Genomic DNA, 16945 nt, shown 5'->3' with positions numbered 1-16945 from the left:
GCTTCAGCCGCTCCATCTGCTCGTCCGTCAGCCAGAAAAGATTGCTCATCATGCCCCCCGTCAGCGCGGAGCGCTTGAATCACGCAGGGGCGGCGACATCAAGCCAATCAATGGGTCCTGACCCTAGCAGCCGATTGTCAAACCATTTGCGGGCCCGGAAAGGGGCTTTTGGCGGATGGTGCGGCGACGTTTTCCGATCTGTCAAGCAATATGATCCGCCTTTGATGTGTCGCCACGCCCCCTTTCCGGGGGCCTGCGCATGAGCTGGAAGGTCGCCAATCTCTGCGCCGACCGCATCTTCGGCAGCGCCGCGCGCAAGCAGATCATCATGTTCCTGGCCGACAAGGCGAGCGATGACGGCTCGGGCATCTGGTGTTCCAAGGGTACGATCCAACGCCACACCGAGCTGGGCGAAAGCACGGTCAAGCGGACCATCACCGACTTCCTGCGCGAGGGCATCCTGGTCGAGACCGGGCGGCGGCCCTGCAAGAACGGGTTCACGGTGATCTACCGGATCGTGCTGGACCGCGTGATGGCCTTGGAAAGCTCCGCCGAACCTGACGAAGGAACGGGGTCCACAGTGGACCCCGTCCAGCGTGACCCCGGTAGGGGGTCCAGGGCGGACGGGGTACCGGGTCCACGGTGGACCCCAAACCACCCTGAAACCATCCATAAACCACCTACGCGCAAGCGCGCGGTGGCGGCGGTGGATGAAAGGGTTGAAAAGATCTGCGCCGCCTACCCCAAGGACCGGCAGCGCGGTAAGGCGGCGAGTGTGAGCGCGATTGCCGAGGCGCTGGCCGAGGGGATCGACCCCGACGACCTGCTGCGCGCCGTTCAGGCCTATGCGACCGAAAGCGCGGGTTTCACCCGGTCGAAGGTCTGTTTTTCCGACAACTGGTTCGCCGCCCGCCGCTGGCAGCGCTTCCTTGAGGCGATGGCCGAGGAACGGCAGGCACGGACGGCGCTGACCGCCGACCATCACACCCGGCTGGCGGCATGGGTCCGCGACCGCAGCCCGATGTGCAAACACATCACCGGCCCGCAGGTGACGGCGCTGGTGGCGGCGGGGCTGGTGACAGATGGCCAGCTGCGCGCGGCGGGTTTGGCGGGATGAGCGGCGCGTCCTCTGCAAAATGCACCGCGCATCGCGTCCCATGCATCGCGCTTTCTGGAGCGTGTCGCCTGTCCCGCGGCCCCTGCGCCGCGCCTTCCGCATCGCGCATCGCGTCCTGTGCGCCGCGTTCGGTGCCCCATGCTGTGCGCATCGCGTTTCCCGCCTCGCGTCCCCTACACCCCGTCCTGCCCTGCAAACCCACCGAAACGGACTCCAATCCCCTGACCCGCCTCCGCTGTCGCTGGGAGGCGGGGGGCTTGGAGGAAGTTGGCAAGAAATAGGAACGTAAACTTCACATGCGCCACCACCGCAAACTGACCGACGACGAACGCCGCCAGATCATCGAGGCACGCACCGGGGGCACCCCTGCTGCCGATCTGGCCCCCCGCTTCGGCGTCTCGACTCGGACGATCTACAGCACGCTGAGCCGGGCCAAAGGCACGCGCCCTGGCCCCACCAAGACGATCAGCATGCGCCTGAGCGCGCGCCAACTTGCAGGGTTTCAGGCCGCGCTTGAGCGCCGTGGCATTACCGACCAACCTGCCGCGCTGCGCTGCCTGATGGGGGCCGCCGACATCCTGCTGTGCCCGGTGGATCAGGTTGTGCTCGACCACCTGCAAGCTTGGGGCGCGCAGGTCGCCACCGAAGGCGCCGCGGTCAACCACATCGCCCGCAAGCTGAACGAGGCCAAGCTGCGCGGACGCCCGATACCCTTCACCGATGACGACATGACCACGATCCGCACCTTCGCCGGAGGCCTCACCGAATTCGCCGAGGCGTTTCGCAGTCTGTGGGAGGCACAGCTGGCCAAGAAGGCGCGCGAGGTCGACAAGGCGCTGGAGGGGTTGGGGGCGCAGTCAGAAGCATTCGCCGACGCCAGCCAACCAGATTAGTCTCGCAAATAAAACAGAAAATTGACTTTTGTGTCACTTACAAAACAAAAAACGACTGAAGACATAGGGTCGGGGTTGCAACGGCGGGATGGCTCATCATATCTTTCGTATCATAGGTGAGACAAAAATAACCCTTCTGACCGAGATGCAGGACAATGACTGCCAGCACCGACAAAGCAGCACGCACCAAGGGGAGCGTGGTTCACCCCTCGATCGCCCGCGGTATCGCGCGGCTTGGGCAGGACATCTCCCGCGCACGCCGGGCACGCCGGATCTCCACAACCGACATGGCGGCGCGCATGGGCGTTGGACGCAGCACGCTGCACCGCCTGGAACAGGGCGATCCGGGCGTCTCGCTGAACACTCTGGCGATGGCCCTGTCGGTTCTGGGGCTTTTCGACCGTCTGGCCGACCTCGTCGATCCGGCATCAGATGAACTCGGATTGATGCTGGCTGAGAAGACGCTGCCCAGGAACATCTCCCGTCGACGGAGGTCACCGTCGGAGAAGAGCCAAGGTCCGCCTGCGCAATCCGCTGACGATGCTCCGGAGGGGTGGTGATGCCGACACGACGCATCGATGTTCGGATCGGTGCCCGGGCGGTTCCGGTGGGCGAATTGATCTTCGAGGCGGACGGCACCCGCGAAACCGCAGCCTTCACCTACCATGAAAGCTGGCTCGCGCTTGAACGGGCCTTTCCGCTTTCGCCGGACATGCCGCTCGGGGCCGCACCCTTCTACGGCCGCCGGGAAGGTGAACGCTCTGCCCTTCCATTGCCGATGACGGACACCGCGCCCGACAGCTGGGGGCGCAAGATCATCGAATTGCTGCGCGGCACGCAGTATCTGACCGAGCTCGACTACCTGCTCGAGTCCGACGATCGTCTGAGGATCGGGGCCTTGCGCTATTTCGACGGTCCCGGGGCGGAGGCCACTGCGCTTGCCCCACCGCGCGCTGACGGCGTGAACGTGCCACGCCTGCACGATCTCGACGAGGTCATCCGCCAGGCGCGAGCCTTCGAGGAAGATCCCGCCGGCTATGCCCGACGTCGCGCCGAGCTTGTTGGTGGCGATCTTCTGGCCGAAGCGGTCGGTTCTCTGGGCGGTGCCCGGCCCAAGGTGAATGCGCGCGACCGCGACGGCGCTCTCTGGATCGTCAAGCTGCCCAAGATCGACGACGACTATGCAGTCGCCCGCGCCGAGGTCATGACGCTTAGACTGGCGCGCGACGTGGGTATAGACGCCTGCGTCGCGGATATCCTGAACACCTCGCAACGGTTCCCGGCCGCCCTCATCCGCCGCTTCGACAGGGTCGGGGCCGATCACTTGGACCGGGTCCCGTTCATCTCGGCCCAGACCTTTCTGGGATTGGGCGGAACGGCCGCAAGCAGCTACGAGGACCTTGCGATGGCGATGCGCCGCCATTGCGTGGACCCTGCCGGGCAGATCGCTGAACTGTATCGCCGGATGGTCTTCGGCATCCTGATCCGCAACACCGACGATCATCTGCGCAATCATGGCTTCTTGCGCGCGCCCGGCGGCTGGCGGCTGTCACCGGCATTCGATATCAATCCCGAACACCGCCCGGGCGGCCGGATGCAGACCGCGATCTCCGAAATCCATGGCAACCTGCCCTCGATGGACGCGGCGCTCGATGCCTCCGCCTTCTTCGACATCGACAGGCGGACTGCGGAGCAGATGACCGGTGACATGGCGCGCCACATCGCAGGGGCCTGGCGCCGCATCGGTGGCCAACTTGGCATGGATGCCCGCGATTTCAGCGCTGTCGGCGCGGCTATCGAGACCGAGGATCTGGCGAAGGCCTGCCGCCTCTAGATCGGACTTAGCAGGTCCCGCATCTGCGCCGCCCGCTGTGTCGCATCGCTTGCGATCGGCTCGCTGACCGCCGCCGGGACCTGATCGCCCACCGCCAGAAGCGTCCGTTCCAGCGCAGGGCCCAGCCGATCGGTCATGTCCCGCAACAGCTCCAAGGCGCGGCCCTTGGGCAGACCCGCCGCGCGGCCCTCGGCCTCGAAGTGGCGGGGCACGATCTCGTCGATGCCGTAGTGGCCGTCGATCGACATGGCGAGGCGGTAGCGCTTGCGCTGCAAGCGTCCTGCGCGGACGACCGGCGCGACGCTCAGGATGTCATAGAGGGGGGCAAGCGTGAACCGCGCCCGACGCCCCAGACGCAGGCTGAAGTTCTTGGCGTGCCCGTCCGAAGCCCCGATCAGGAAGAAGAAGATCTGCGCCCGGAAGAACGTCTCCCGGTCCTCGATGGGCGTGTCGGATTCCCGCAAAAGCTCCATGATCTGCGCGACGCCGGGGCCGCCGAGCCTCTGGTACTTCATGGCAGAGGGGTAGCCCAACGACTGGCAGATATCCTCTTGCGGCAGGCGTTTCAGGGTGTTGCCCTGCCAGACGCGGTCGAATCGCTCGACCGACAGAACGACCTGCCCGCGAAGGGTGAGCTTTTCGACATGCGCGGCGGGCAAGCCGATTTCGCGCGCCAAGGTCATGCAGAACAACTCGTTCTCGACGCTGTCGCTCAGGTCGATCTGCTCGGGGCCGGGAATGAGGCCCATGGGCGTCTTGAAGATATGGCTGGTCGGCGTGATGCCGCGCGGCTTAGCCCATTGGCCATTGATCCGCAGATAGGCCGTCTTTTCCTGTGCACCGGCGATGGAAATCCGGAAATCTTCGTCTTCACCCAGGGCGAGCGGCGCGGCGGCGAGGTTCTTCAGGTCGGCGACCATCTCCTCTTCGGAAATTATCCGATACTGCATGTCCTGCTCGGACGGTGCCTCGTCCATCGGCAGGAATTGCAAAGCACCGACACAGTCGCGCCCCAGCACGGACAACAGGGAGAACACATCCTTGCCCTGTGCGCCTACGCGCGCGGCGATCTTCTCGCGCAGCTCGCCTTCGGCATCGGGCAAGAGGTTGTCGAAGGCGGCGACAACGGGATCGCCCTGCCATTTGAGCTTGGTCAGCGGAAGGGCACTGGCAACCGGAAAAGCGGCTTCGGACGCGAGCCAGTTGGGATCATAGGTGAAGGCGATGGCACCATCCGTCGCGCGGGTCAGCGTGCCCACCCGCGCCCTTTCGTACCAGACGGCTGTCTTGCTTTGGCGTGTGCGTCGGCCCGCGCGGGCGATGCGTGCCATCCTAGCGCTGCCCTGGGTCCGCTATACGGTCCGTCGCGGACAGTTCGGCACCGAGGGCCTCGAGAAGACGCAGGTAGACATCGAGGCTGACGGAAACGACACCGTTCTCGATATCTGAAATGGTGGATTGTGCCGTTCCCGTCATCTCGCCAAGCTGCTTCTGGCTGATCTTCCGCGCCGCTCGCCGCGCCTTAAGCACGGCCCCGGCTTGGCGGAGGCTTCGGATGGGGTATGCGGGCAGGGTATCCATGGCGTTTTGATAGCTCAAGGACGATATTTTGTCAATATAGCCCTAGAGATATAAGATTCGGATACAGCCCATGGGCTAATTCTCAGTCTCTGTGCGTAGGGGAAATTCATGCCGACCGGCATCAAGCAGTCGTGCCATACACGGTCGACGATCCACCACCACTTGCCCGGTAGAAGGCAAAGACCAACGCAGATGGAAAATGTCTTGGGGCCATAAATCGCAATTATCACCCACAGAACATATTGGCTCCATATGATCTCCCGATCATCTTCATCGGGAAAGGATCACCCGGATGGATCAGATCGCCCGCACCACCAAGGATCTCAGCCAAGCACTGCGCGCCGCCTGCAAGGCCAAGGGCCTGACGCAGGCCGAGCTTGCCGCCCGCGCGGGCGTCTGGCAGCGCACGGTGTCCAACATCGAGACCGGTACCAGCGGCGCCTAGGTCGATAGGCGATCGACAAATGCACCTTGATGGTCGCACACCAACAGTCACGGCACGGAAGTAGCCGTACCCACAGCGGTCGCCGCCCTGACTACGATCCGCATGAAACGAAGTTCAGTCTTCAACGAGAGTGATGTCGTCGCCCCCCCGCCCGGTTCTACGATTTGTTCGGCCCTTTCTGGGTTTGGATTGTGCCTTGGCGGTGTAGCCATCTGACAGCGCACGCTCCACCAACCAAGTCGCGGGATGGCCCGGAAACCCCTCGCCGAACCTCTTGATCAGGTCGAGATATCGAAGGCCGATCGCGGAAAGCTTGCAGATATCCGCCCCGCTTTTCGCGTCTACAACGACCAGCCCACCGCTCTTAGGGATAAGCGTGATGTCCTTGCGCTCTAGGTTTGCGACAAGCGCTTTCCAGCTACTTGTAGCAGAGAGGGCGTCCCGGATAATCGTTGCGACAATGGCGAGGTCGTCCTGGAGCGCGTCGGAAACCGCACCTTCCGTGCTTGTCGCCACTGCAGCGTTACTAACGACGGGCTGGGTCTTGGGTTCCCGCGCTTTAAGCTCACCGACAGGTAGCCGGTTGCGAGTTTCTTCGCGCAGCGGCCTAAAGATCAACTCGGGCAGAACGGTTTCCCAGCTATCGCGGCTCAGAGTACCGTGAAACTCTTCCTTGTTGTCGACTTTACGCCAATTGACGATAGCACCCACTTGGCCCTTGTCGAAGGCATGGCCCGGTGGAGGTTGCCAGGCATTGACCATCCGACCAAGCAATCGTCCGCCGGCATCGATCAGCACCCATTTCCCGTCCCGCAGTTCAAGCGTCAGCGGATCACCCGCCTTTGCGTCGCGGATGGCTGCTAAACTATGTTGGCTGACGTGCTTCCGCCCGGCAAACGAGAGATCGACCAATCTCAGGCTTGGCAAGACATAGATGTCGGCAGCGGGAAGGTCATGCGTCGCCTCGACGGCAACTTTGCGACGCAGAACCGAAGGCGCTTCTACGTCCAGCAGATGATGCATCCCTTGGGTCAGCACGGTCAGGCTTTGACGGGCGCGGGTCATGGCCACATAGAACAGGCGCCGCGGCGCATCCGGGTCTTCGTTCCGCGACGGATTGCGCCAATCGCCGTTCAGGATGACCACGTGGTCAAACTCGAGGCCCTTGGCGCGGTGCGCCGTCAGCAAGAGCAGACCCCGTTGCTGGCCCCGCGTATCGCGCGCCCATTCGGCGATCCACTCGATGATGTCTGGAACGGGCATGGTGCCGGTGTTCAATTCCCGCGCCAGATCGGCGATCCCTTCGGCCAACAGGCTGATCCATCTGTTCAGGGGCTGTTCGTTGAGGATGTCGAGAATATCCTGGATGCCCAGCAACGCCGCCTTGCGTTGACGCAGCCCTGCAACAAGGCGCTGCGTTTCGCGCAGGCGCCATATGTTAGGCATGTCCTCGTTCGCCATCTCGACCTTGATCCCCTGCGCCTCGGCATAGGCGCGCACGGCATTCAGGGCATGCCATGTCCGCGAAATCACCGCAGCGCGGTTCCAGTTCCAGTCCGGATCGAGGCGCGACAGCCGGATGAGTTCGTCAATCGCGGCAGCGGCCTGCGCCATGTCGCCCGGCGGCACGTCGAGAAGCTGAACCCGACCTTTGGCGACCGTATCGGCCTGTCCCAGAGTCCCGCCTGCGGGGCGCTTCAGCCGCGCCGCATCGATCCGGATCGGGTGATCACGCTTCATCCGGGCCGAGGCTTTCGAAATCACGTGGTTGGAGGCATCGATGATGTGGGCTGTCGATCGGTAGTTTTCCACGAGGAACGACGGCCTTGCCTTATAGTCCTCCTCGAACCTGCGGATGTATTCGACCGATGCACCGCTAAAGGCGTAGATGTTCTGATCGTCATCCCCGACCGCAAAGAGGCTGAGCTTGAGGTCGGCGTCTTCCAGCGTGCGCCCGGCCACGGCGGCGATAAGCGCATATTCCTGCGGGCCGATGTCCTGGTATTCATCGACCAGGATCCAGCGATAGCCCTGGATCAGGGCTTCCCGCTGGGCCTCGGCCTCGGATTTTGTGAGGCCTTCGGGGTTGAGCTGGCGCACCGCTTCCATCACGACCGTATCGAAATCCTCGGACGCGGCCTGCACCCCTGCGAAACTCGCGCCGACCAGTTTCATGGCCAGCGCGTGACAGGTGGAAATGGTTACGCCCACGGCATCATCGCCCACCAGCGCGCGCAGCCGGGCGCGGATTTCGGCGGCGGCATGGCGGTTGTAGGCCAGCACGAGAATACCGCGCGGATCCTCGCGCTTGATCCGCAAGAGGTATGCGATCCGGTGGACCAGAACCCGTGTCTTGCCCGACCCCGGACCGGCCAGGATCAGGACATTGGTGCGGTCCCGATCATCGGTCACGATCTCCTGTTGCGTCTTATTGCCCAGATCCTCGACGATGGATTTCCAGGATTTGCCGGTGGTCTGGCGGCGGATCTGGCTCGCCTTGCCGGGCATCCATCGCTTGAGAAACTGGTCCTTGTTCAGAAGGAAGTAATCCTCGGACAGGCGCATCGCGTCGGGCATGGAAGACAGGCCCGTTTCGGCATAGGCCGCCATCACATGGGTCTGCAGCGTCTGCTCGGCGTAATGATCCTCGAGCGGCGAAAAATCGGTCTGCGTGAAAGTCCCGCCTTTCGGATTCAGGCAGATCGTCATCGCCGGACGGAACACGGTCAGGCCCTTGCCCAGTGTCACCACGTCTTGCTCGTGCAGCCACAGGAGCGACCGCTCCAGCAGCTTGGTCATGTCGCGGATGCCGCTGCTTTGCAAAAAGGCATCTTGCAGGATCTGAGCGAGCAGATCGCCCACGGTGGTGTCGACTTGCAGATCCTTGCCGCGCGCCCCCTTGTCGAGGCGACCGATCAGGTGTTCTAGCAACAGACCAGCGGCCGCGCGGCGCAGTTCTGCAGTCTGCGCAACCGTTTTCCACGGGCGCTCAAGAGTGACCAGCAGAGTGTTGCGGCTGGCCGTCCTGAGGCTGATGTTGCCCTTGCCGCCATCCTGCCCTCGTCCATCTCGCGCGATGCCCCGCAGGAGCTTGTCCACGATGTCGGGCCTTGCACTCGCATGACCCCGGTCGCGCAGGCGCTGGCATGTCTCGGCAAGATGCAGGGGGTTGGGCACCCTGTCATCGGCATCGGGTGCCAGTTCTTGCATGAGCTCGATCAGATCGACCTCAAGCCGAGCCGCATCGGCAAGACGAGCCGCTGAGGCCTGGGCCACGCCGACATGGACGAAGACCGTCATGGCCACGTCGTTTCGCGCAAGGCCCAGGCTCTCAAGGTCAGCCATGGCCTTGGACAGGGCACCGGGAGCCAGACCACAGGCTGCGGACAGATCGTCGGTCGAGACGCCTTCGTCAGCGGGCGTCGACATTAGATGCGCTATGATGTCGATCAGTTGCTTGCGATAGGTCTCGGTGATCTCGGCGGTGGCCAGGCGCGCGCGCGCCTCGTCCAGCGTCCGGGTGCGGAGCGAGGACGGGAAAACCTGCACCCGGTTTTCCTCGCGCGAGACGAGCGTCGCTTCCTCAAGCCAGGAGACCGCCGTCTTGACGCGCGTGTCGTCGGTCGCGCTGTCCCGGTCGAATTCGCGGTCTTTTTCGGAGCGGATGATTTCGCCCGAGGTGGCGACTATAGTGCCCGTCTTCTTGGTTCTCTCATCGATCCGTCGCAGCGCCTTGAGGATCGCGCCGATCTCGTGGCGTTGCAGGCGGGAACTGGCGGACAGGCGGAACTGGTTCTCGATGTCATCGGCGGCGAAAAGCAGGACACAATGGGCATCCTTCCGATCCCGCCCGGCCCGCCCGGCTTCCTGCAGGTAATTTTCCAGCGAACCGGGAATGTCGGCATGCACGACAAGGCGGATATCGGGCTTGTCTATCCCCATGCCAAACGCATTGGTCGCCGCGATCACGCGCAAATCGCCCACCCGGAACCTTTCCTGCACCTCTTTCTTCTCGTCCGCCCCGAGCCCCGCATGAAAGGCGGCGGCATCCAGGCCCTGAGCCTCTAGGAACTCGGCCACGCGGTGTGTTTCCTTGCGCGAGGCGCAATAGACGACCGCCCCGGACCGCCCGTCGGGCGGCAGGAATTCCTCGATCGTGGCCAGGACATGGACCAGCTTCTCGGCCTTGGTCGTGGGACGGACCGCAAAAGCCAGGTTCGGCCGCGATGCCCCGCCATCCAACGTCAGCAGATCGCCGCCAAGGCGCGTTCGGAAATGTTCGACGATATCGGCCACCACCTCGGGCTTGGCGGTGGCTGTCAGGCAGGTGATGGGCGCGGGCGTCTGATCGCCGGAAAACTCGCGGATAAAGCGCCCGAGATAGCGATAATCGGGCCGGAAATCATGGCCCCATTTCGAGACGCAATGCGCCTCGTCAACGACCCAGAACCCGACCTCCCTCTGGGCCAGAACTGAACGGATCGACGTGCTGCGCAGCTGCTCGGGCGAGATGATGAGAATGGCCGCATCGCCCATGCGCACCTTGTCGAGCGCATCCTGCCGTTCCGGCATCGACATCATGCCGTTGATCGTCACGGCACAGGAAATCCCTGCCCGCTCCATCCCCTGCACCTGGTCAGCCATCAGCGCGACAAGGGGCGAGATCACGACCGTCAGGGCACCCGTCTTGTCGTAGCGCGACAGGGCAGGCACCTGATAACACAGTGATTTTCCTGTGCCGGTCGGCAAGATGCCCAGAAGACTTCTGCCGGACATGCCTTCGTCGACGATACGCTCCTGCAAGGGGCGGCCTTCGGGGTCCACGGGTTCCGGGCGGAAGGCATCGAAGCCGAACCATCGCTGCAGCGCGCGCACAGGATCATTCTGTTCGGCACACCAGCTGCAGCCGGGGTCGCGGCACGAGGTGTCGCGCAGATGGCGCACGATCAGGGAAGCCTCCCGGAACTGCGCACGAACCCAGGGCGGCATGACCGAGTCCCCGCCCGCCACCGTGATCCAGGACAGCGCATAGGCCATCGCCCAGCCATTGCGCGGGTTGGACAGGCGGCCCAGCGTCTGGTCGATCCGCTTTTGGCAAGCTTTGCCACATAGCATTCGATGCAGGGCCGCATGTACCTCGTTTTCGTTTGGACAAGGCGCTGCGCGAACATAGGCAAAGACAGCATCAAAGCCCGCTGCCCGCTCCATCCGCGTCGTGAGATAGTGATAGGCGGCCAAGGCATCAGGCTGGGTTTTTTTCAGGTTGGCAAAGGCATCGAGCTGGTTGGCCAAAACCTCGAACACCAGCCTTGCGTCCAGTTCGGGGTCGTTGACATGCCCCTTGGCGAGGCGACCATCCTGATAATGCTTGACCAGATGGTGATACGGGTTGCGCGGAAAGGCGAGCGGGTTGAGCCAGAGCGTGTCGATCGGCGCGTCCATCATCCGCGCAAGGCGTGGCCTCGCAGCGATCAGGTGCTGCATGTCATGGCTGAGAAAGTTGTGGCCGATCGGGTAATCAACGTCGCTTATGGCGGCTTCGAGATCGTCAAGCTGGCGGACGCTCGGCTCGCCGCGCGTGATCAGGACACGGCAGTCATCGTGACGAACCGCGGCCATGGCAAAGACGCGGGCAGTGCTTGGGTCGACCTCCAGATCGACAGCCAAGCATCGCGACAACAACGCGCCATGCCTTTCTTCCATGGTTTAACCAAGCTCCGGAACCAATTAGAAACAAAGGATACGTTTCCATGACCAAACACAAGCAAGTCAGCAAAAATGATCGTCAAACGGGACATTTGTGTCAAACCTAGCCCTCCAAGCGCATTGCGGACGAGAGCTGGGTGTTGGTCAGGCCGCCATCCCGAAGAAATTGGTGCTCACGACCCCTTTTCATCACCTGGTCCAACCCATGATTTATTGAGAAGATACGGCTGAAAGAGCCAGATCGGACCCCACGTTGACCAATTACTACGACAGCAACGCGAATGCATTCGTCGCCACCACGCGCTACGTCGATATGTCGGATGCGCGAGAGCGGTTTCTGGCGGCTGTGCCTGCGCGGGCGGATGGTCCAGCACGTATTCTCGATGCCGGATCAGGGTCAGGGCGCGATGCGCTGGCTTTCCGCGTTTTGGGCTACGATGTGAAGGCCTTCGATGCTTCGCCCGCCATGGTTGCTGCCACGCAAGCGCATGCGGCAGTCGAGACCCGACGGATGCGTTTCGAGGACTTCACCTGGGAGCATTCGTTCGAAGGCATCTGGGCCTGCGCGTCCCTGCTGCATGTGGCCTATGCGGACCTGCCCGGAGTCGTCGACCGCCTTGCCGCGCATCTGGTTCCCGACGGCGCGCTCTACTTGTCATTCAAGCGCGGCACCGGCGAGCGGGTGAAGGACGGCCGCCGCTTCACCGACAGGACTGTGGAAAATCTGGCAGCACTCCTGGACGGATGCGGCGCGTTCATCGAACCTGACATCTGGGAGAGCCGCGATTGCCGCCCGGATCGGGCGTCAGAAGTGTGGGTGAATGCTGTGGTGGTCAAGCGATGAGTTGCAGGGCAGATGACCTGCCCTGTCCTCTCTGCGATGCCGCCGCCAGCGCCATCGTGGAATGCGACGCCCAGGTCATCCTGATCCGCCACGGCGCGGGTCTTGCCCTTGCGCCCCGTCGTCATGTCGCCCGCTGGCGGGATCTTTCCGCCGCAGATCAAGCGGCCCTTGCTGCCAAGATCGGGGCGGCGCAGGCCCTCCTCGAGACCGAGGGCACAACCGCGCGGGTGACGCTTGTCGAGACTGGCGGCCATGTCCACCTGCGCCTTGATCCGCCAGTGGCGGCACCCGGTCCCTTGCCGGGCATGCCCCATGATCGCCCGTTGATCTCGGGCGGTGAAGATGCGCTGCACGCCCATCTGCGCCCCCTCATTGATCGCGCGCGCGCCGTCGATCTGTCGGTGTCCTTCCTGATGACCTCCGGCGTCAGGCTGGTGCTGCCGCATCTGCGCGATCTGCTGGACCGTGGCGGCGAGCTGCGGCTCTTGACCGGCGATTATCTGGGCGTGACGGAACCGGCGGCGCTACGACTGATTGCCGACCTTGAGGGCGCACGCAGGCTGCATGTGTTTCAGGCTGCGCAGATCCCGTTTCACCCCAAGGCCTGGATGTTCACATTTGCGGGCGACGGCGGGGCGCTGATCGTCGGATCGTCGAACCTATCCCGGTCGGCGCTGACAGACGGCGTCGAATGGAACCTGCGTCATGTAGATCCGGTCGATCCTGCCCCGCTTCTGGCCGCCCGCGAGGCCTTCGGGGCGCTGCTCGCCCGGCCCGAGGTCACAGAGCTGACGCCCGCCTGGATCGACGCTTACGAGGCGCGTCGCATCGCACCCCTGCCCACGGCCAGCGGCGCACCGATAGAAGCCCCGGAAACCGCCCCCACCCCGCACGAGATTCAGGCCGAAGCGCTGGCGGCCCTGCGGGCGACCCGGGCGAAGGGCTACGGCGCGGGGCTTGTTGTGCTGGCTACCGGGCTGGGCAAGACATTCCTCGCGGCTTTCGACAGCGCGGATGCGGCCCGCGTCCTGTTCGTCGCGCATCGCGAGGAAATCCTGACCCAAGCCATGGCCGCCTTCCGCGCTGTCCGGCCTCGCGCCCGGCTTGGGCGCTACTCAGGTGAGGAAAAGAACGCCGAGGCTGACATCGTCTTCGCCTCTGTACAGACTCTCGCGCGAAATGCGCATCTGACCCGGTTCAATCCGCGGGCGTTTGATTACATCGTCATCGACGAATTCCACCACGCGGCCGCCGCAACCTATCGGCGGATCATCGACCATTTCCAGCCCGGCTTCCTGCTGGGCCTGACCGCCACGCCCGACCGTAGCGATGGTGGCGACTTGTTGGGGCTGTGCGAGGAAAACCTTGTCTACGAATGCGATCTCTGGTCGGGTATCGACCGGGGGCTTCTGGCCCCATTCCACTATTTCGGCGTGCCTGACCCGGTCGAATACTCCCAGATCCCCTGGCGCAGCGGGCGGTTCGACGAGGCTGCGCTGACCGAAGCGGTCGCCACCCAGGCTCGCGCTGAAAACGCGCTTGAGCAGCTCGCGAAACGCGGCGGCACGAAGACCATCGGCTTCTGCGTGTCCCGCCGCCACGCCGATTTCATGGCCGATTTCGCGCAAGCGCGCGGTCTGCGGGCCGTGGCGGTCCATTCCGGGGACACCTCCGCCCCTCGGGCCAGCGCGCTGAAGGCGCTGGAGGATGGCGATCTCGACATCGTCTTCGCGGTCGACATGTTCAACGAAGGTGTCGATGTGCCCTCGATCGACACGGTGCTGATGCTGCGCCCGACCGAAAGCCCGGTAATCTGGCTGCAGCAACTGGGCCGTGGATTGCGCCGCTCGGCAGAAAAAACGCATCTGGCCGTCATCGACTATATCGGCAACCACCGGATTTTCCTGACCAAGTTCCGCACGCTTCTCAAGCTGGGCGCAGGTGACGGCGCGCTGCGGTTGGCGCTGGAGCAGCTGACCGACAAGCTGATCCAGTTCCCTGTGGGCTGCGAGGTGACCTATGACCTGCAGGCGCTCGACATACTGCGGTCCCTGATCCGCCAGCCGCGCGACGGCGAGGAACTGGCCGCCTTCTACCGCGATTTCCGCGAGCGCCACGGCACACGGCCCACAGCCTCCGAGGTGCAGCACGCCCTCTTCAACCCCGGTCGCACAGGGCATGCGGGCTGGCTGGGGTTCGTGGCCGACATGGGCGACCTGTCGGAGGCGCAGCGCAGCGCCTGGACTGCGCATCGCGCGCTTTTGGACGAAATCGAGACAACCCGCATGACCCGCAGCTACAAGATGCTGGTCTTGCGCGCGATGATCGAAGCGGGAGCCTTCCCAGGCCGGATCGCGCTGACCGATCTGGTGGAGCGCGTTGCTCGTCTGGCTCGTCGCAACCCGCAGATCAAGGCGGATCTGAGTGTCGATCCGGACGATGCGCCCCGGCTGCGCGCGGTCCTGATGCAGCAACCGCTGAAAATACTGGCCGAGACGGACTGGTTCCAGTTGGGCCCGGGCACGTTCGAGACCACGTTCGCCGAGGGCGAGGCCGCAGCCCTCGCTGCGCTCGCCTCAGAACTCGTGGACTGGCGGCTGCTGCGATATCTGCAAGCGCGGGATGTGACCTTTGACATGCCCGAGGGCGCCGGCTTGGCGGAAGCCGCCGAAGATGCTGCCCCCGCTCCGATAGCCCCAGCCAAGGGACTGACCCTCTGGCAGGAATACCAGCGCGACAAGATCGCGCCGCATTTCGGAGCGGTCTTCAACACGGGTTCGTGGAACGCTGGTATCGTGGTCCTGAAGGGCGTGCGGGCGATGATCCTTCTGGTAACGATGGACAAAGGTAGCATGTCCGTTGGCAGCCATTACGCCGACCAATTCGCGAGCCCCACGCGCTTTGTCTGGCAAACCCAGACCAGCACACGCCGCGACGACATGCGCGGTCGCATCATCTCGGGCGCAGAACCTGGCTGGACGGTTCACCTGTTCCTTCGAAAATCGAAACTGCGCGATGGGCGCGCAGCCCCGTTCCGCTACGCTGGACCGGTGCAATTCGCGAGCTGGGAGGGGGATGCGCCGATCACGGTGCAGTGGGATATTGCCGAGCCGGTACCGCAGCAGCTGCGGGAGTTGTATGGTGTCTAGGGTTGATGGGCGGCGATCGAAATGGGCGGAAAGCCGACTGACTGCGGTGCGGCGAGCCAAAGCTCTCAGGGTGCAAGAGCGGACATTCGTCGCCGGCCCAGAGCAGCTGAGGCCCAGACCGTGGCGAAGGGCGAAGAGCGGCCCGATCCCAACGCGGCATTGCGGACGCAGAAATTTGCAGTAGCCGACGTTCGCTTACCCTATGCGTAGCGAGGCGGAAGCCTACCACATCCGGTGGATGACGGTGTTGCGCGGCTTCGTCAGGCATCGCAGTGTCAGGTGTCCCACGGCGCTAGACCGCCCAGACAAAGCGATATACCACCCCCGTGCGTGTTTGCCGATCACATATTGCTCAGAGCGATATTCTACTTGACCCGCCCCGGCGCCTCGGCATACGATGACGTTGTGATGAACCTTGCATACACAGAACCCGACGCGAACTGGGGCCAGAGGCCCTGTGAAGGCTTAGTGCCTTCGATTCACACCTGCGTCTCGGGGTGGGGGCTGGCCGCGCGCCGCACCCATCCGGGGTTGGGTGCGGCATGTAAGGGGTCAAACGCCGCTGATCTCGAACCTCATTCCTACGGGGGCCAGCGCTCATGCTGGTCGGAACTGAGGACCTATCCCTATGTGCAAGAAAAAAGTTCAGCACCAGCGGCGGCATCGCAAGCAACCTTCGAGGTGGCGATACGTTTATATCGCAATCCTGATCGGGCTCCGCGTCTGGGACTTGATCAGGAGACACTGGGAGTGAATCTCAGTGCGATCAAGGCCAGCGGCGGTGACCCCTTCACAGCCCTTTGGTGCGGAAATGACTAATAAGAAGAAAGCGATGATCTGCGAGGCCCTTAAACTGGCTCGCCTGTACTGGGGCTATTCGCAGACTGAGATGTCTCAGGCAACTGGTATTTCGCAAGCGATGATTTCCGAGATCGAACGCGGCACTAAGGCGGTCACGCTCGAAACGCTGGATCGCTATAGCGAAGCGTTGGGCGTGAGGAAGTCAGACTTGATGTTTTTCGCCGAGGAGATCGAAGGGCAGGCGCCAGTTCGGAAGGGTCGCCTGATTATCGCTGAGAAAGCCCTGCGAATTCTCGACAGGTTGAAACCCGAGGAACCCCACAATGCCGAGGCTCCGTAAGGCCGGATCACGTGAGAGATATCCGCTAGATAGGTCGCCATTCGCGCAGCGGGGGAGCAACGTGACCTTGCCGAACTTCTGCGGGAAACCAAAGACAGCCTTCAGACCTTAGGGTCAGGACCCATTGATTGGCTTGATGTCGCCGCCCCTGCGTGATTCAAGCGCTCCGCGCTGACGGGGGGCATGATGAGCAATCTTTTCTGGCTGACGGACGAGCAGATGGAGCGGCTGAAGC

At 63.4% G+C, this 16945-nt stretch carries 12 protein-coding genes; 9 read left to right on the top strand and 3 right to left on the bottom strand.

The window, feature by feature from the left end; all coding sequences use genetic code 11:
• Positions 1-259 precede the first annotated feature (259 nt).
• From ACFSGJ_RS17575 to ACFSGJ_RS17560, 4 genes are all read left to right on the top strand, one after another.
• Positions 260-1117: a hypothetical protein gene (locus ACFSGJ_RS17575; RefSeq protein WP_390264857.1), complete on the top strand. Its 858-nt coding sequence runs from the start codon at positions 260-262 to the stop codon at positions 1115-1117.
• Positions 1118-1413: 296 nt separating this feature from the next.
• On the top strand, positions 1414-2010 hold the full coding sequence (locus ACFSGJ_RS17570) for a hypothetical protein (protein ID WP_390264854.1): 597 nt from the start codon (positions 1414-1416) through the stop codon (positions 2008-2010).
• 155 nt (positions 2011-2165) lie between these two features.
• Positions 2166-2570, top strand: coding sequence for a helix-turn-helix domain-containing protein (locus tag ACFSGJ_RS17565; protein ID WP_390264851.1), 405 nt, complete (start codon positions 2166-2168; stop codon positions 2568-2570).
• A complete protein-coding gene (locus ACFSGJ_RS17560; RefSeq protein WP_390264849.1) occupies positions 2570-3844 on the top strand; it encodes a type II toxin-antitoxin system HipA family toxin in 1275 nt (424 codons plus the stop codon). The genes ACFSGJ_RS17565 and ACFSGJ_RS17560 overlap by 1 nt, the downstream gene beginning before the upstream one ends.
• Here ACFSGJ_RS17560 and ACFSGJ_RS17555 read toward each other — a convergent pair.
• Together ACFSGJ_RS17555 and ACFSGJ_RS17550 are read right to left on the bottom strand one after the other, a co-directional pair.
• On the bottom strand, positions 3841-5175 hold the full coding sequence (locus ACFSGJ_RS17555; protein WP_390264846.1) for a type II toxin-antitoxin system HipA family toxin: 1335 nt from the start codon (positions 5173-5175) through the stop codon (positions 3841-3843). The two genes, ACFSGJ_RS17560 and ACFSGJ_RS17555, sit on opposite strands and share 4 nt — an antisense overlap.
• 1 nt (position 5176) lies before the next feature.
• Positions 5177-5425, bottom strand: a complete 249-nt coding sequence (locus ACFSGJ_RS17550) for a helix-turn-helix domain-containing protein (protein ID WP_166131985.1) — start codon at positions 5423-5425, stop codon at positions 5177-5179.
• A 292-nt stretch (positions 5426-5717) separates the two neighbouring features.
• On the opposite strand from ACFSGJ_RS17550, the gene ACFSGJ_RS17545 reads away from it, so the two are divergent.
• Positions 5718-5870, top strand: coding sequence for a helix-turn-helix transcriptional regulator (locus ACFSGJ_RS17545; protein ID WP_390264843.1), 153 nt, complete (start codon positions 5718-5720; stop codon positions 5868-5870).
• 114 nt (positions 5871-5984) lie between these two features.
• Here the strand turns inward: ACFSGJ_RS17545 and ACFSGJ_RS17540 are convergent, their stop codons facing one another.
• Positions 5985-11354: a RecQ family ATP-dependent DNA helicase gene (locus ACFSGJ_RS17540; protein ID WP_390264841.1), complete on the bottom strand. Its 5370-nt coding sequence runs from the start codon at positions 11352-11354 to the stop codon at positions 5985-5987.
• A 3-nt stretch (positions 11355-11357) separates the two neighbouring features.
• Here ACFSGJ_RS17540 and ACFSGJ_RS17535 point away from each other — a divergent pair, with 3 nt between their 5' ends.
• The 4 genes from ACFSGJ_RS17535 (at position 11358) to ACFSGJ_RS17520 (ending at position 16710) form a co-directional block, all read left to right on the top strand.
• Positions 11358-11624: a hypothetical protein gene (locus ACFSGJ_RS17535; protein ID WP_390264839.1), complete on the top strand. Its 267-nt coding sequence runs from the start codon at positions 11358-11360 to the stop codon at positions 11622-11624.
• A gap of 205 nt (positions 11625-11829) precedes the next feature.
• Complete coding sequence (locus ACFSGJ_RS17530; protein WP_390264836.1) at positions 11830-12420, top strand: class I SAM-dependent methyltransferase; 591 nt, start codon at positions 11830-11832, stop codon at positions 12418-12420.
• Complete coding sequence (locus tag ACFSGJ_RS17525; RefSeq protein WP_390264833.1) at positions 12417-15569, top strand: DUF3427 domain-containing protein; 3153 nt, start codon at positions 12417-12419, stop codon at positions 15567-15569. The genes ACFSGJ_RS17530 and ACFSGJ_RS17525 overlap by 4 nt, the downstream gene beginning before the upstream one ends.
• A gap of 811 nt (positions 15570-16380) precedes the next feature.
• Positions 16381-16710, top strand: a complete 330-nt coding sequence (locus ACFSGJ_RS17520) for a helix-turn-helix domain-containing protein (protein WP_390264830.1) — start codon at positions 16381-16383, stop codon at positions 16708-16710.
• Positions 16711-16945 lie beyond the last annotated feature (235 nt).

Origin of the sequence: Halodurantibacterium flavum, from assembly GCF_042681825.1 — a bacterium.
Lineage (GTDB): Bacteria > Pseudomonadota > Alphaproteobacteria > Rhodobacterales > Rhodobacteraceae > Halodurantibacterium > Halodurantibacterium flavum.
Note: the sequence above shows the minus strand (reverse complement) of the source record. Positions and strands in the feature narration are given on the sequence as shown.

What these genes read in the sequence shown, in the direction of transcription:
- ACFSGJ_RS17575 (WP_390264857.1), top strand. Translation starts at nt 260, where the DNA reads ATGAGCTGGAAGGTCGCCAATCTCTGCGCCGACCGCATCTTCGGCAGC.
- ACFSGJ_RS17570 (WP_390264854.1), top strand. Translation starts at nt 1,414, where the DNA reads ATGCGCCACCACCGCAAACTGACCGACGACGAACGCCGCCAGATCATC.
- ACFSGJ_RS17565 (WP_390264851.1), top strand. Translation starts at nt 2,166, where the DNA reads ATGACTGCCAGCACCGACAAAGCAGCACGCACCAAGGGGAGCGTGGTT.
- ACFSGJ_RS17560 (WP_390264849.1), top strand. Translation starts at nt 2,570, where the DNA reads ATGCCGACACGACGCATCGATGTTCGGATCGGTGCCCGGGCGGTTCCG.
- ACFSGJ_RS17555 (WP_390264846.1), bottom strand. Translation starts at nt 5,175, where the DNA reads ATGGCACGCATCGCCCGCGCGGGCCGACGCACACGCCAAAGCAAGACA.
- ACFSGJ_RS17550 (WP_166131985.1), bottom strand. Translation starts at nt 5,425, where the DNA reads ATGGATACCCTGCCCGCATACCCCATCCGAAGCCTCCGCCAAGCCGGG.
- ACFSGJ_RS17545 (WP_390264843.1), top strand. Translation starts at nt 5,718, where the DNA reads ATGGATCAGATCGCCCGCACCACCAAGGATCTCAGCCAAGCACTGCGC.
- ACFSGJ_RS17540 (WP_390264841.1), bottom strand. Translation starts at nt 11,354, where the DNA reads ATGCAGCACCTGATCGCTGCGAGGCCACGCCTTGCGCGGATGATGGAC.
- ACFSGJ_RS17535 (WP_390264839.1), top strand. Translation starts at nt 11,358, where the DNA reads ATGGCTGAGAAAGTTGTGGCCGATCGGGTAATCAACGTCGCTTATGGC.
- ACFSGJ_RS17525 (WP_390264833.1), top strand. Translation starts at nt 12,417, where the DNA reads ATGAGTTGCAGGGCAGATGACCTGCCCTGTCCTCTCTGCGATGCCGCC.
- ACFSGJ_RS17520 (WP_390264830.1), top strand. Translation starts at nt 16,381, where the DNA reads ATGACTAATAAGAAGAAAGCGATGATCTGCGAGGCCCTTAAACTGGCT.